Source organism: Pseudomonas chlororaphis subsp. aurantiaca (genome assembly GCF_013466605.1).
GTDB classification, from domain to species: domain Bacteria; phylum Pseudomonadota; class Gammaproteobacteria; order Pseudomonadales; family Pseudomonadaceae; genus Aquipseudomonas; species Aquipseudomonas chlororaphis_I.
In genome coordinates, this window is record NZ_CP059162.1 from 2,504,474 (window position 1) to 2,518,387 (window position 13,914).

Annotated in this window: 12 protein-coding genes; 7 read left to right on the forward strand and 5 right to left on the reverse strand. The window is 57.6% G+C overall.

Annotation, left to right across the window (positions count from 1 at the left end):
• Positions 1–81: 81 nt before the first annotated feature.
• Positions 82–630, forward strand: coding sequence for a cupin domain-containing protein (locus H0I86_RS11690; protein WP_009043206.1), 549 nt, complete (start codon positions 82–84; stop codon positions 628–630).
• 173 nt (positions 631–803) lie between these two features.
• On the opposite strand, the gene H0I86_RS11695 is transcribed toward H0I86_RS11690, so the two are convergent.
• Positions 804–1,964 carry an IS30 family transposase gene (locus tag H0I86_RS11695; RefSeq protein WP_180925124.1) on the reverse strand — a complete coding sequence of 387 codons (1,161 nt, stop codon included), beginning with the start codon at positions 1,962–1,964 and terminating at the stop codon, positions 804–806.
• 300 nt (positions 1,965–2,264) lie between these two features.
• Between H0I86_RS11695 and H0I86_RS11700 the strand changes: the two genes are divergently transcribed.
• The 3 genes from H0I86_RS11700 to H0I86_RS11710 all read left to right on the forward strand — a co-directional run bounded on the left by H0I86_RS11700 (position 2,265) and on the right by H0I86_RS11710 (position 4,320).
• Positions 2,265–2,537: a hypothetical protein gene (locus tag H0I86_RS11700; RefSeq protein ID WP_180925125.1), complete on the forward strand. Its 273-nt coding sequence runs from the start codon at positions 2,265–2,267 to the stop codon at positions 2,535–2,537.
• 225 nt (positions 2,538–2,762) lie between these two features.
• Entirely contained in the window at positions 2,763–3,920 is a 1,158-nt protein-coding gene (locus tag H0I86_RS11705; protein ID WP_180925126.1) for a polymorphic toxin type 44 domain-containing protein, read from the forward strand.
• On the forward strand, positions 3,898–4,320 hold the full coding sequence (locus H0I86_RS11710) for a hypothetical protein (RefSeq protein ID WP_258019427.1): 423 nt from the start codon (positions 3,898–3,900) through the stop codon (positions 4,318–4,320). The genes H0I86_RS11705 and H0I86_RS11710 overlap by 23 nt, the downstream gene beginning before the upstream one ends.
• Positions 4,321–4,540: 220 nt before the next feature.
• On the opposite strand, the gene H0I86_RS11715 is transcribed toward H0I86_RS11710, so the two are convergent.
• Together H0I86_RS11715 and H0I86_RS11720 are read right to left on the reverse strand one after the other, a co-directional pair.
• On the reverse strand, positions 4,541–4,843 hold the full coding sequence (locus H0I86_RS11715; protein ID WP_180925127.1) for a hypothetical protein: 303 nt from the start codon (positions 4,841–4,843) through the stop codon (positions 4,541–4,543).
• A 221-nt stretch (positions 4,844–5,064) separates the two neighbouring features.
• Complete coding sequence (locus H0I86_RS11720) at positions 5,065–6,006, reverse strand: LysR family transcriptional regulator (RefSeq protein ID WP_180925828.1); 942 nt, start codon at positions 6,004–6,006, stop codon at positions 5,065–5,067.
• 156 nt (positions 6,007–6,162) lie between these two features.
• On the opposite strand from H0I86_RS11720, the gene H0I86_RS11725 reads away from it, so the two are divergent.
• Positions 6,163–7,368 (forward strand): MFS transporter, encoded by a 1,206-nt coding sequence (locus H0I86_RS11725; protein WP_180925829.1) that lies wholly within the window; start codon positions 6,163–6,165, stop codon positions 7,366–7,368.
• A gap of 186 nt (positions 7,369–7,554) precedes the next feature.
• On the opposite strand, the gene H0I86_RS11730 is transcribed toward H0I86_RS11725, so the two are convergent.
• The gene (locus H0I86_RS11730; protein ID WP_180925128.1) at positions 7,555–9,756 is read right to left on the reverse strand and encodes an OsmC domain/YcaO domain-containing protein; all 2,202 of its coding nucleotides are present in this window, start codon (positions 9,754–9,756) and stop codon (positions 7,555–7,557) included.
• Between the two features lie 366 nt (positions 9,757–10,122).
• Between H0I86_RS11730 and H0I86_RS11735 the strand changes: the two genes are divergently transcribed.
• Positions 10,123–10,743, forward strand: a complete 621-nt coding sequence (locus H0I86_RS11735) for a TetR/AcrR family transcriptional regulator (protein WP_009048299.1) — start codon at positions 10,123–10,125, stop codon at positions 10,741–10,743.
• Positions 10,744–10,940: 197 nt separating this feature from the next.
• Positions 10,941–12,212, forward strand: coding sequence for an OmpP1/FadL family transporter (locus H0I86_RS11740; RefSeq protein ID WP_180925129.1), 1,272 nt, complete (start codon positions 10,941–10,943; stop codon positions 12,210–12,212).
• Between the two features lie 132 nt (positions 12,213–12,344).
• Here H0I86_RS11740 and H0I86_RS11745 read toward each other — a convergent pair whose 3' ends face one another.
• On the reverse strand, positions 12,345–13,805 hold the full coding sequence (locus H0I86_RS11745; protein ID WP_180925130.1) for an efflux transporter outer membrane subunit: 1,461 nt from the start codon (positions 13,803–13,805) through the stop codon (positions 12,345–12,347).
• Positions 13,806–13,914: the final 109 nt, after the last annotated feature.

A 13,914-nucleotide genomic window follows, 5' to 3' on the forward strand; every position in this document is an offset into this window, starting at 1 on the left:
GCAACTAAACTTCGCAACTAAAAGTCACCGGCCGCACTCCAACTTGCAACACCCCCCACGTACACCTCACACAAGGCTGCTATGGACACGGGCACTCGACTCAAACTCGTTCGCGAAAGCTACAAACTGTCCCAGCGCGAGCTGGCCCGGCGCAGCGGCGTAACCAACGCCACCATCTCCCTGATCGAACAGAACCGCGTCAGCCCCTCGGTCAGCTCCCTGAAAAAACTCCTCGAAGGCATCCCCATGTCCCTGGCGGACTTCTTCACCTTCGACCAGCCCCCGCGCGAACACCAATACGTCTTCCGCGCCAACGAACAACCCGACCTCGGCCGCGACGGCGCCCGCCTGCTGCTGATCGGCGCCGCCCTGCCAACCCGCCAGATGCGCTTTCTGCGCGAACAATACGCCCCCGGCGCCAGCTCCGGCGACGAACCCATAGTGCACAGCGAAGGGGAGGAGTGCGGCCTTGTGACTCGTGGCACCGTGGAGTTGACCGTGGACGGGCAGGTGAGCGTGTTGAACCCGGGGGATGGGTATTATTTTCCGACGACCTTGCCGCATAAGTTTCGCAATATTGGGCAGGATGAGGCGGAGATTATTAGTGCGAATACGCCGGCGAACTTCTGAGGCGGGCAATCCCTGAAACTTTCTCTTGATCCTGAGCGGCTATCGATAGCCGCTTAGCGCTCATCGCGACTGTGATTTTAAGGAGCGCTTTTGAGCTATCTCTCGATTCTTGAATACTTACGAGTTATGTAGACATCTGCTTGGTTGAGGAGCGTCCGCTTTCGGCTGTGGATTCAACCGGTCGATGCAACAGATTGGCTAAATCGTTCAGCGGGCGTTTCGTAGTTTAGGGTTTTCCGAGGACGGCTGTTCAGCTGCCTTGCTACTTCATTGAGCGTGGCTTGCGAGTGCTCCGCAAGGTCGGTCCCTTTCGGGAAGTACTGTCTTAACAACCCGTTGGTGTTCTCATTTGATCCCCGTTGCCAGGGACGATGAGGGTCGCAGAAGTAGACTTTGATGTCGGTAGCCACCGTAAAACGTTTATGGTCCGCCATCTCTTTGCCGCGATCCCACGTCAGCGATTGGTAGAGTTCCTCGGGGAGTTCGCGGGCGTTTTCGATCAGGGCGCTGATGACCGTCTCGGTGTCCTTACCGGCCAACTTCACCAGCATTACGTAACGGGTATGACGCTCCACAAGAGTGGCAATTTGGCTGTTCCTGCTACCGCACAGCAGGTCACCCTCCCAGTGACCTGGCACCGCCCGATCCTCAGCCGTGGCCGGGCGTTCGCGGATCGATACCGCGTCTGTGATTCGACCGTGATTTTCTTTCTTCTGCGTGTGATGGCGCGAGCGACGCATGGCTCGTGTTCGCCGTAAATGCTCAAGCAACTCCTTCTTCAGAGCCCCGCGAGCCTGTATGAAGAGGGTGCGATAGATCGTCTCGTGTGACACCTGATAGCTCGTATCGTCCGGGTAGGTGCGCTTCAGCCAGCCGGCAATTTGTTCCGGTGACCACTGCAATTGAAGCTTGCCTGCAACAATTTGCGCCACCGCTCGGTTCTCAACAAGCTTGCAGACCTTGGGTCGATGTGCCCGATCCCAAGCCGCCTGATCAGCCTGATTTGCCCGGTAGCATCCTTGGCCACCGTTGCGTCTGATCTCACGGCTGATGGTCGAGGCTGCTCGCCCTAGCTGCGTTGCTATGGAACGGATCGAGTTACCTGCCACTACTGAACGCGAAATCTCTTCGCGTTCAGCCAACGTCAGCGCCAATCTGGACCTGCGCCGTACAGCGGGTCTGATCCCCCCGGTCTCCGCCAAGATGCGCTGTATCGATGAGTGGTTTCGATCAAATAGTTGGGCGATCTGCTGGAGAGAGTCGCCTTTCCGCCAGTGATCCCACATCAGTTTTTTCTGGCTTTCGGTGTAATAGATCCGAGGTCTCTGCTTCATCTGCAACACTCCTTCTGCTCACACAGAATTTAGTTGTGTTGCGTCGACCGGTTGAATCCACAGCCGTAAGCAGCCATTCACAAGTTGCTCACGGCACATCTTTGAAACGAAAAAACGAACAACCTTCGACCTAAAAGCTGTCCCCAAGAGAACACAGCTTCTATAGTTCAACACGTCATTGCTGACTAATGACTGGTCATCGCGGGCCAAAAACTATGTGCATAGCACCTCACTCATCAACCGATTCTCTATTCGGTTGGATGACGGAGGCAGGGCTTAAATACTCATGGAGCTTCACCAATGACCCGCACAGAAATTTGCAACCTCGTTCCTCTCACCCGCAACGACACCGACCACCCCGTCCTCTATCTGGATGCTAACGCTACACTCTCCGATCTCTACACTTGCGCCCAACAACGCATCGGCGCTGCCCGCAATCTGCTGGAAATCCTCGACTGCGCTTCCGGTACTCAAGATGTCGCCCAGATACGTTTTGCTATCGGCCTGCTGCTCAGCGACGGCTGTGATCTGTTGCGTACTTTGGGTGATAAGTCTCAGGCGCTGAGCGCTTAATCCGACAAGCAACGACTGGGCAGTGCAGGTCCGGTCGTAACCTGCATTGTCGGAAGAAAGCCAGGACGAGGCGCGTTAGTCATCGATAAGTGAACCGGCCTTCATCATTTTCAGATGTTCCCTACAGACCATCTCCAACCGCATGCAGTAACGTCCCGAAGCCAACTGCAAATGCTATTCGCCCCCATGACGGGGGCTTTTTTATGCACGGAATAAGGACGGAGCATGATTTCTTCTGCACGATTGGGTGACAAGCATGTTTGCCCAATGCCCGGTCACGGCATTACCCCGATTGCTTCTGCCAGTGCTGACGCCCATATCAATTTCATGGGTGCCGCTCGTGTCGGTGACACTTGCGGTTGCGGTGCAGTCATCACCACGGGCTTTCCCTCGATCCTAATCAATTACCGCCCCTTGGCTCATATGGGCAGCCCTACCAGTCACGGTGGAACAATCATCACTGGATCAGGTGATACCTTCGGCGGGTTCGTGATGGGAGTTGCACCAGGGGCAGTCATTATCAACTTCGCAGCGCTAGGGGCATTCCGGCCAGATGGCTCTGTAGATGATGAAAAGATGGCTACCCTGCTAGCTGATCCGAATCTCAAAGAAAAGGCCGTTGCTGCAAATGCTCTGGTAGATCCCGGCGATTCGCCCAAAACACAGGATACGGGGGCAGCGGAGCCGGTTGTATGTAACCATCCCGACCAGATGGAGCAACTGGCCACCTACATCGCTGACGAGATGAATCGCAATATTCACGACCCGGCTGTGTTGAAGATGAGAAATCTTATTGGCTACGATCCCGAGGTTGCGGCGAAGCGGTTCACAGCGCTACCGCTGTTTGCGCGCATAGGCGGACGGCCAAACTTTGGCGATATTGCAAAAGCCCGGAAAGCTGCGGCAGCGGCGATCTGGACTAAAAAAGTGGGTCAGAATCAAGAGTGGGATCACAAGCCCAAGTTGAAAGCGCTGTTTAACGGCACCTTCTGGCACAAGCAAGGGAAGTACATGTACTTCTACGACATTTGGTCGAATATCCATTACGGGTATGTTGGAATTATTGGCGGACTATCCGAAAGCGTGCTGCTGGATGGCGCAGGAGCTGAACAGATTGTCTCGGACACCCTAAGGAAGGGGGAGGAGTGGGTCAAAAAGCCGCAAAAGGATTGGAGACTCCCCGGCCCCCACCCAACAGCCAGCCCATGGACAGAGTTGCGATCATGGGACGACGTTGCTGATAGGGTGGCGATCAGTATCGGTGTGAAGCTCGCCAACCAGCACCCCAACGGAGGGATAACAGCGAAGATGGTCATGGACGAAGTATTAGCAGTACCGCCAGAAAACTGGGGAGAAGGGATTGACGACCACAAATGTGAATAAGGGACGATCTGGATGCGCTTGGCTGCTGTTGATTCCATTACTACCGGTATTGTTTTTTATAGGACAGAGCATTCTTGAACCGACAGTAACCGTTCACTATGCCGAAAACGGCAAGGAAGAGCTGAAGTACATCTGGAACGTGCAGAACCGGATATATAAAGGACGGATGCAACCCGGAGGCGGAACATCAGATAACGGCTTTATATTCCCAGACGAAGACTTTTTCATGCAGTTGGATTGGTGGAGTGAAGAGGGCCGCCATCATTGCGTCAGCATCACCCCAAAATGGCCAAACACCAATATCTATCTCGACCTGAATGGGAATATCGACACAGAGAAAGGCGTTGGGACTGATGAGGACCGATTGGATCAGTGCAAAGGAGGCTGGGCAAAGCCATAAGACGATATTTCCAACCGGGCAGTGCAAGCCCGGTTGGGACTTGGATAGGGGCATTGGGAGCAGCGGAGGTTGAGCTTACTTTCTTTTGCATTCCTCAATGCTTGTTTTGGTATTGAGAAAAACCAGAGACCTGATTGTGTGAAACCTAGCAATCTCCTGGCAGATCAAAACAAAAGCCCCGACAAGTCGGGGCCTTTTGTTTTAAGCCGCTACAGCCAGCTCAGTTAGTACAAGTAAGCCGTGAATAAGTCGGCGGATCGAGCAGTATCCCCGGGGTCATGAAGGTCGAGCAGTTGAACACGCGGCCCTTGGCGGTGGTGGCCTTGAAGTTCAGTTCCGCGCCGCCGAGAAAGTCTTCTTTGCTTTTGGTGACGGGCCCCATGGTGAGTTCGTCGGTCGAGGCCAGGCCAATGGTTTCCGAGGTGACCTTGTGTATTTGCAAGACATTGGGAGTGGTCGAGCAACCCGCCAAGGTACCCGCCAGAAGCAGTAACGCGGGGGCAAAGATGTAGTTTTTGTTCATGGCATATTTTCCTTAATAGTGTTTCGCCCTGGTTATCCTCGATCCTCGACAGGGGGGCACGTCGGAAGACGTAAAGCAGGGGATTCTGACCAGCCACCCCCTCTTGAATCTGACTCGGTAGAGTGACTCATTTCAGCATGGCGCCGGGGGGGGCGCCTATAGGTCATATGTGCTATTCAGGAGGCCTTCCCAAGCCCAAGGGGCTGACCGGTAGCCGTCTGTCACAGGGAAGGGCTAGCGGCCAGGTCGCCGTCAGCTAGCGGCGCCAGCCCCGTGACCAGGGCCTCCAGCAGGACCCTGACCTTGGGCAGCGTTTCCCGGCTTTTGACCCAGGCCAGGTTGATCGGCATCCCCTCGGTTGCCCGATGGGCAAGCACCTCCACCAATGTTCCTTCGTCCAGCTGCTGCTGGACGAGCCATGATGGCAACTGCGCGATACCGCAACCCGCCATGACCGCCATGACGATGCCCTCGCCATTGCCCACGACGAGCTGGGCGGCGACCTGCCGGCGTATCGTTGCGCCCTGGTCGTCGGCGAAGTTCCAGGGGGTGACTCTTCCATCCACCCAGCCATAGGCGATGCACTGATGATGCTGCAGCTCGCGATCGGTCAGGGGCATGCCTTGCCTGGCCAGATAGGCGGGGGAGGCGCACAAGATATGGCGTTCACGGGCCAGGCAACGCTGCCCCACTGTATCGGGCCAGGCATCCGCGCCGCCAATACGCACAACGATGTCCACGCCTTCCTTGAACGGGTCGACGAAACCGTCGGAGAAGGAAATATGCGGAGTCAGGGCCGGATGATCCTGAGCAAGGCGCAGGAGGATCGGCAGCACCTGGGCGCGGCCAAAAGCCCCTGGCAGGTCTATGCGAACGCTGCCCCGGACCTCGCTGGCTTCGGCCTGGAGTGCAAGCTCGGCCTCTTCCAGGTCGGCCAGCACGCCGGTGCAGGTGCGATAGAAGGTCATTCCCGCGTCGGTAAGCGCCACGCGTCGTGTGGTCCGATGCAACAGGCGAGTGCCCAGTCGGCCCTCCAGGCGCGCGATGCTTTTACTGATGGCAGAGCCTGTCAGGTGCATTTTCTCGGCGGCGGCCGTGAAGCTGCCGGACTCGGCCACGCAGACAAATACATCGATGCCCTTCAGGCGCTCGGAGGAAAACATAGACATTCCTTATTCGTGAATCTGGCTCCATGCACCCGGTAAAAACCATCAGCAATGAGAATTGGGTTCAGCAGTATGCTTGATCCGCGCCGGCTTTCCAGTGAGTGCCGCAGCGCGACCCCGACAAAAAATGATGGCGATAACGATGAGGCAAGGATGCTGGCCACACTAAGAAACTATCCGACCACGGTAAACCTGCTGCTTTCAGCGTCCCTGATCCTGACCCTCGCCCGCGCGGTCACCCTGCCTTATCTGGTCATTTATTTATCGGGCAACTTCCACTTGAGCATCGCCGATGTCGGCCTGGTCATCGGCAGCACGCTGATCATCGGGTCGCTGTTGAGCCTGTATGGCGGGTTTCTGGTGGACCGGATGTCCGGCTACAGGCTGATCCTGGTCTGCGGTGGCGTGTTCACAACAGGTTTCCTCGGGACCTTTGTCGCGCGCGATCTCTGGCTGTTTTACCTGTGCCTGGTGTCGATCAACCTGGCCTACGCGGTCATCGATATCGCCGTGAAATCAGGCTTTGGCAGCCTGCTCCCCGTCGTTGGTCGGGGCGAAGTGTTTTCGATCAAATACACGCTGACCAATATCGGTTATGCCGTCGGTCCTTTTCTCGGCGCGGGTCTGGCCGGGCTGGATATCAGCCTGCCTTTTCTGTTGTCCGCAGGGCTGGGCGCAGGGTTCTTTTTTATCTACTTCGTGTGGGGCGACAGGGGCTTGGCTGGCGGCGAGGCACGCCAGCCCCGCGCGCCGTTCCTGGCCGTGGGCAAACGGTTGCTGCGCGATCGCCGGCTGGTGTGCTTTACCCTGGGCGGGCTGCTCAGCGCCGTGGTCTTCGGCCAGTTCACCGCCTATCTCTCGCAGTACCTGGTGGTGACCACCACAGCCGAAACCACCTACCGGATGATCAGCAGCATCGTGGCGACCAATGCCCTGACGGTGATCAGCCTGCAATACCTCATCGGCAGAAGAATCTCCCAGCAACACTTGAGCCTGTGGCTCGCCGGTGGGCTGGTTATGTTTGTCCTGGGGTTGGCGGGCTTCGCCCTGTCGACCACCCTGGTGTTCTGGGTCTGCGCCATGGTCATTTTCACGCTCGGCGAGATTATCGTGTTTCCCGCCGAATACATGTTCATCGACCACATCGCCCCCAGCCATCTGCGGGGCATGTACTACGGCGCCCAGAACCTGAACAACCTGGGGGCGGCACTGGGGCCTGTGCTGTGCGGGGCGGTATTGGCGGCGCAGCCTGCCCACTACATCTTCTACATGCTGATGCTGTTCATCATCGCGGGCGGGATGCTGTATTTCCTGGGCGCTTCCATTGCGGGTGATACAGCGGCAGGGAAGGGGGGGTGAAGGTGTCGCTGGCGGTCAGCAGGCCCACGCCGGCAACTCGCTGATCCAGCGGACCTGTCGGGTGAGGTCCTGGATTTTCCCAGGCATGGCGGGCCGCTGTGATCCGAACCGATATCGGCCAGGCGCGCAAGACGCCAGGCCAATATCCGTTCGTTCAACGGCAGGCGTTTTTCTCTGGCCCGGCCATCAGTTGGCTTGAGCCGTCACCTTGGCCCGCGCCGCGTGCAGCTTCTTGTAGCTGTCGATCAGGCGCAGGTGGCGGTCGATCCCTTCCAGCTTCATGCTGGTCGGCGTCAGGCCATAGAAGCGCACGCTGCCATTCACCGAGCCAATCACCGCATCCATCCGCTCGTTGCCAAACATGCGACGGAAATTGGCTTCGTAATCCGCCAGGTCCAGATCTTCGTCGAGTTCCATCTCCAGCACCGCATTCATCGCCTGGTAAAACAGGCCACGCTCGGCGGTGTTGTCGTTGTACTGCAGGAACATCTCCACGCACTCCTTGGCTTCTTCATATTGCTGCAAGGCCAGGAAGATCAGCAGCTTCAACTCCAGGATGGTCAGTTGGCCCCAGGCGGTGTTGTCGTCGAACTCGATGCCGATCAGGGTGGTGATATCGGTGTAGTCGTCCAGCTCGCTTTCTATCAGGCGCTCGAGCAACGCCTGCAACTCATCCTCGTCGAGGCTGTGCAGGTTGAGGATGTCGGAGCGGAAGAACAGTGCCTTGTTGGTGTTGTCCCAGATCAGGTCTTCCACCGGGTAGATTTCCGAGTAGTCCGGCACCAGGATGCGGCAGGCGGTGGCACCCAGGTGCTCGTACACGGCCATGTAGGACTCTTTGCCCATGCCTTTGAGAATGCCGAACAAGGTCGCGGCTTCCTGGGCGTTGGAGTCTTCGCCTTGGCCTGAGAAGTCCCACTCGACGAATTCATAATCCGACCGGGCGCTGAAGAAGCGCCACGACACCACGCCGCTGGAGTCGATGAAGTGCTCGACGAAGTTGTTCGGCTCGGTGACCGCCTGGCCTTCGAACGTCGGCGGCGGCAAATCGTTCAAGCCCTCGAAACTGCGGCCTTGCAGCAGTTCGGTGAGGCTGCGCTCCAGCGCCACTTCCATGCTTGGGTGAGCGCCGAACGAGGCAAACACGCCACCGGTACGCGGGTTCATCAGGGTCACGCACATCACCGGGAACTCACCGCCCAGCGACGCATCCTTGACCAGTACCGGAAAGCCCTGGGCTTCCAGGCCCTGGATGCCGGCGAGAATCCCCGGGTATTTGGCCAATACGTGCGCCGGTACATCCGGCAGGGCGAATTCGCCCTCGATGATTTCGCGTTTGACGGCGCGCTCGAAGATCTCCGACAGGCACTGCACCTGGGCTTCGGCCAGGGTGTTGCCGGCGCTCATGCCGTTGCTGAGGTAGAGGTTTTCGATCAGGTTGGATGGGAAGTACACCACTTCTCCGTCCGACTGGCGCACGAACGGCAGCGAAACAATGCCGCGCTCTTCATTGCCGGAATTGGTGTCGAACAGGTGCGAGCCGCGCAGTTCGCCATCGCGGTTGTAGATTTTCAGGCAGTAGGGGTCGAGGATTTCGCTGGGCAGCTCATCATTGCGGCCAGGCTTGAACCAGCGCTCGTCCGGGTAATGCACGAACGGCGCGTTGGCGATTTCCTCGCCCCAGAACTGATCGTTGTAGAAGAAGTTGCAGTTCAGGCGCTCGATGAACTCGCCCAGCGCCGAGGCCAGCGCGCTTTCCTTGGTCGCGCCCTTGCCGTTGGTGAAGCACATCGGCGACTGCGCGTCGCGGATATGCAGCGACCAGACGTTGGGCACGATATTGCGCCACGACGCGATCTCGATCTTCATGCCCAGGCCGGCCAGGATGCCGGACATGTTGGCGATGGTCTGTTCCAGCGGCAGGTCCTTGCCGGCGATATAGGTGCTGTGCGAACCCGTGCTCGGCATCAACAGGGCCTGGGCATCGGCGTCGAGGTTTTCCACCTCTTCAATCACAAACTCAGGTCCGGCCTGTACCACTTTCTTGACGGTGCAACGGTCGATGGAGCGCAGGATGCCCTGGCGGTCCTTGTCGGAGATATCCGCCGGCAACTCGACCTGGATCTTGAAGATCTGGTTGTAGCGGTTTTCCGGATCGACAATGTTGTTCTGCGACAGGCGAATGTTATCGGTGGGGATATTGCGGGTGTCGCAGTACAACTTCACGAAGTACGCCGCGCACAACGCCGATGACGCCAGGAAATAGTCGAACGGTCCCGGTGCCGAGCCATCGCCCTTGTAGCGGATGGGCTGGTCGGCCACCACCGTGAAGTCATCGAACTTGGCTTCAAGTCGGAGGTTGTCGAGAAAGTTGACCTTGATTTCCATGGGGAACACCGAATAACGAGCAAAACGAAATGGCGGCCATTATCCGGTTTTTCAGCGCGAAGTCTTGCGCTTTTCGGCAAGCGGGGCAGGTCGCTGGGGCGCGTGGGGTGGCAGGGCGTTGGCTTGCGCGGGGGGAGGGGGTAGGGGCTTTGGATGTGGGGATCGATCATCGAATGCGCTTTCAGGTGCTGCGCCTTCCTCGGGCCAGCGGATTTGCTATGTAGGTTTCCCCGACCTCAGCCTGCCCGCCTGTTCGCTGGTGTTTTCTCAGCCGCCCTGAAGAGGCATTCGGAACGGTCGATTTGTGACTATATATCTTATCGGTCACAAGTTGTCAGTCCGCCATAGGGTGAGTAAGCTGTTCCCATGAATCAGCCATCGATATCTTCGCCCAGCGCCCGCGGCCCAGCCGATCACGACATTCGAAACCAGATTGTCGCGGCGGCCAACGAACACTTCAGCCAGTACGGCTATGGCAAAACCACGGTCTCCGACCTGGCTAAAGCCATCGGCTTTTCCAAGGCCTATATCTACAAGTTTTTTGATTCCAAGCAGGCGATCGGTGAAGCCATCTGTACAAATTGTCTGGCAGAAATCGTTGCGGCTGTCGAGCAGGCCATCAATGTCGAGACCCTTTCGCCAACGGAGCGCTTTCGACGCTTGGTCAAAACGGTGATCGCCACAGGGGTGAACCTGTTCTTCAATGACCGGAAACTCTATGACATCGCCGCGTTTTCTGTGTCGGAGCGTTGGCCCAGCTCGCAAATTTATGACGCCCAGATCAAGCAATTCATTTTGCAAATTGTGCGTGAAGGGCGAGAGGTAGGTGAGTTCGAACGCAAGACTCCCCTGGACGAGACAGTAGAGGCGATACATCTTGCTCTGCGGCCATTCGTCAATCCGCTACTGCTGCAGTACAACCTCGATTTCGTCGAAGAGGCGCCCACGCTCACTTCCAACCTCATCTTGCGTAGCCTCATGCCTTGACCTTCGGCTAACGGTCGCACGCCTACCAGGCTAAGCGACATATCACTCAATCAGCTTTTCACTTTGCCCTTCCTCCCACCGTCGAAGGGCATTTATTTATCCGTAATGTGACTGTTGACTGAAATGGTCACGTGAATAAATATGGTCGTCCGTTGTTTCTACCCTTTCATCTCGGCGATAACCATAGAGTTCCAATAATGAAAAAAATATTGCTCAAGAGCCCACTTGGCCTCGCTGTTGTGCTCGCATCTTCCCATGTGTTTGCGAGCGGTTTCGCTCTCAATGAACAGAGCGTCAGTGGGATGGGCTCTGGATTTGCCGGTCGCTCTTCCTCTGCTGAAGATGCGAGCACGGTCTTCGGCAATCCGGCGGGCATGTCTCGTCTGAAAAGAGAACAAGCCAGCGTAGGGGCGGCGACTCTTTTCGCGAAGTCCGACATAAGCCAGACCCGCGGTACATTCGGAGGCCAGGAAGACGGCGACATGGTGCCTGCGACTACGGTGCCTATGGGGTACTACGTCAAACCCATTGATGAGCATTGGGCGTTCGGTGTTGGGTTTTATGTGCCTTTTGGCCTGATCACCGATTATGGCAGCGGCTTTGCGGGGCGTTACTACGCCAACAAAAGCGAGGTCACGACCCTTACGTTCCAACCCACCATCAGCTATGCCTTTAACGACACAGTTTCGATCGGGTTCGGCCCCACCATCAACCGTATCAGCGGCGAGTTGTCCGGGATGGTGCCCAATCCGCTCAGCCCTGGTCGCAACGACGGAAAACTCAAAAGCACGGGCGACGACACGGCCCTCGGTTTCAACGCCGGCATTCTGGTGCAGGCTACAGATCGAACTCGCCTCGGCTTGACCTACCACTCCAAGGTTAGTTACCACCTGGATGCCAAGACCAAGGTCACCGACGGCATCTTTAGCGTGTTGGGGGTCAGTGGCCGAAGCTATGACGCGTCGCTGGATGTGGATACGCCGGAATCAGTGGATTTCTCGGTGACTCATCAGCTCAATAATGACTGGACCCTGTATCTGGGGAGCACCTGGACCCGCTGGAGTCGCTTCAAGGAACTGACCATCGAGAACACGGGTTTGCCCCCTTTGTTGAGCGGCTCGCTGGGCACTGTTACCGAAGAACAGAATTGGCGTGATACGTGGGCTCACGCTATCGGTACGTCGTACCAACTGAACAACCATTGGGTTCTTCGGGCAGGCTTGTCAGTCGACCAGTCGCCCGCCAACAACACCAATCGTGGACCACGTATTCCAACGGGCGACCGAACGGTTATCAGCTTCGGTGCAGGCTGGACCCCGGTGGACAATGTCACGATCGACGTTGCTTATTCCTATCTGTGGGAAGAGAGCGTGCAGGTCAACGATACTTCCGCAAGCCGGGGCGCATACAGTGCCAAGTATAAGAACAGTGCGAGCGGGCTCGGCACTTCCGTCAGCTATCGTTTCTGATAGATAGAGCACCGTTCTACGATAATTGTCCGGTCGGGAGCGCTCGTTACGCCCCGGCCTTGTAAAGCACATCCCTGGCATTTCCCCTTGGAGGGAAGCGGTTTCGTCGGAGCGCCACGTCGCCTGGTCAAGTCATCGAGCCGCTACGGACCGGGTCTCAGGAGGTTGCCAGCCACCACCGAGCGCCTTGAATGCCGCGACCGCCGCCCGTGCCGATTCCGTCCGCGCCTGCGCTCGGGCATCGGAAGCCTGCAGCATCGTTTCGTCGGCGTGCAGAACATCAATCAGACTGGCCGTGCCTTTTTCGTAGGCAATGAACGACGATTGGCGAGCCTGTGCCAGAGATGCCTCGCCTCCAGTCAGAGTGGCTGCCTGAGCGTCCCGGTTCACCAGGGCGGAGAAGGCATTCTCGACATCCTCGGTGGCGCGTAATACCGACTGACGGTAAGCGGCCAGGGCTTCGGCTTCTTGTCCCTTGGCTTGATCGATTTGAGCGTTTATGCGGCCAAAGTCGAAAAGTCTCCAGCGCAGCCCCAGTACACCCGCCGACTGATTGGCGCCGCCGGTGAAAAGGTTGCCGCCGGATACAGCCGTGGCGCTACCGAGCAATGCGCTGAGGGAGAATTTCGGGTAGTACTCAGCGATCGCCACCCCGATGCGTGCATTGGAGGCTGCCAGGCGGCGCTCAGCCACAATGAGATCCGGCCTGCGGCGCAGCAGATCGGCCGGCGTTCCCGTGGCCTTTATCTGCGGCGCAAGAGGAATACTCCCGGCATTTGCCAGTTGCGTGCGATGGGTGCCTGGCGGTGTACCGAGCATTACATCCAGTGCATTCATGGCAGCATCCAGGCCGGTCTGCAGGACTGGCACTGTCGCTTGGACCTGCGATAGCGCTCCCTCAGTCTGGTGAACCTGATAGTGGGCAGCGAGGCCCTTGCCGTAGAGCAAGCGGACTTTCTCCAGCAGTCCCTGCTGGGTTTTGACTTGTCGGTTGGCAATGTCCAGCCGGGCCTGCAATCCGCGGATGGTGATGTAGATATCGGCGGTTTGCGCGGCGATGGCCAGTCGTGTGGCAGCGGCGCCCGCCTCGGAGGCCTGGTACTCGGCGAGTGCGGCTTCGCGTCCGCGTCGCAGGCCGCCAAAGACATCAATCTCCCAGCCAGCACCGAGGTTAACCTCGTAGGCGCTTCCGTACCGATCATAGCCAGGCGTTGAGTTCAACACCTGGCCGAGTGGAGTCTCGATTGATTGGTAGGAGCGCGCGGCCTGACCACTGATGTTCCCCGAGGGCAGCAAGGCGGCATTTGCGGCACCCAATCCTGCCCGTGCCTGCGTAACTCGCGCCGACGCCTGCGCCAGATCCAGGTTCTGTTCAAGAGCCTTGGAGACGAAGTCGGCTAGCACCGGATCACCAAAACCTTCCCACCAGGCCACAAGACTGGCCGGCGTCGCTACAGGTCTCAGCTCGACAGCGGACTGACCCAGGTAACGATCCGAAAGAGGAGCGTCCGGACGTTGATAGTCCGGACCGACCGCGCAGCCTGCCATCAAGCTGGCGCTCACCAAAAGAGCAAGGGGGCGAAGGGAAGGCATTAAGGTTCCTTCAATCGAGGATGTTTGTGACTATATTACGTTATGGTCACGAGCTGTCAATCAACGGTATTGGCCAGTATTTCAAAAAATACTCAATGAATACGGTATT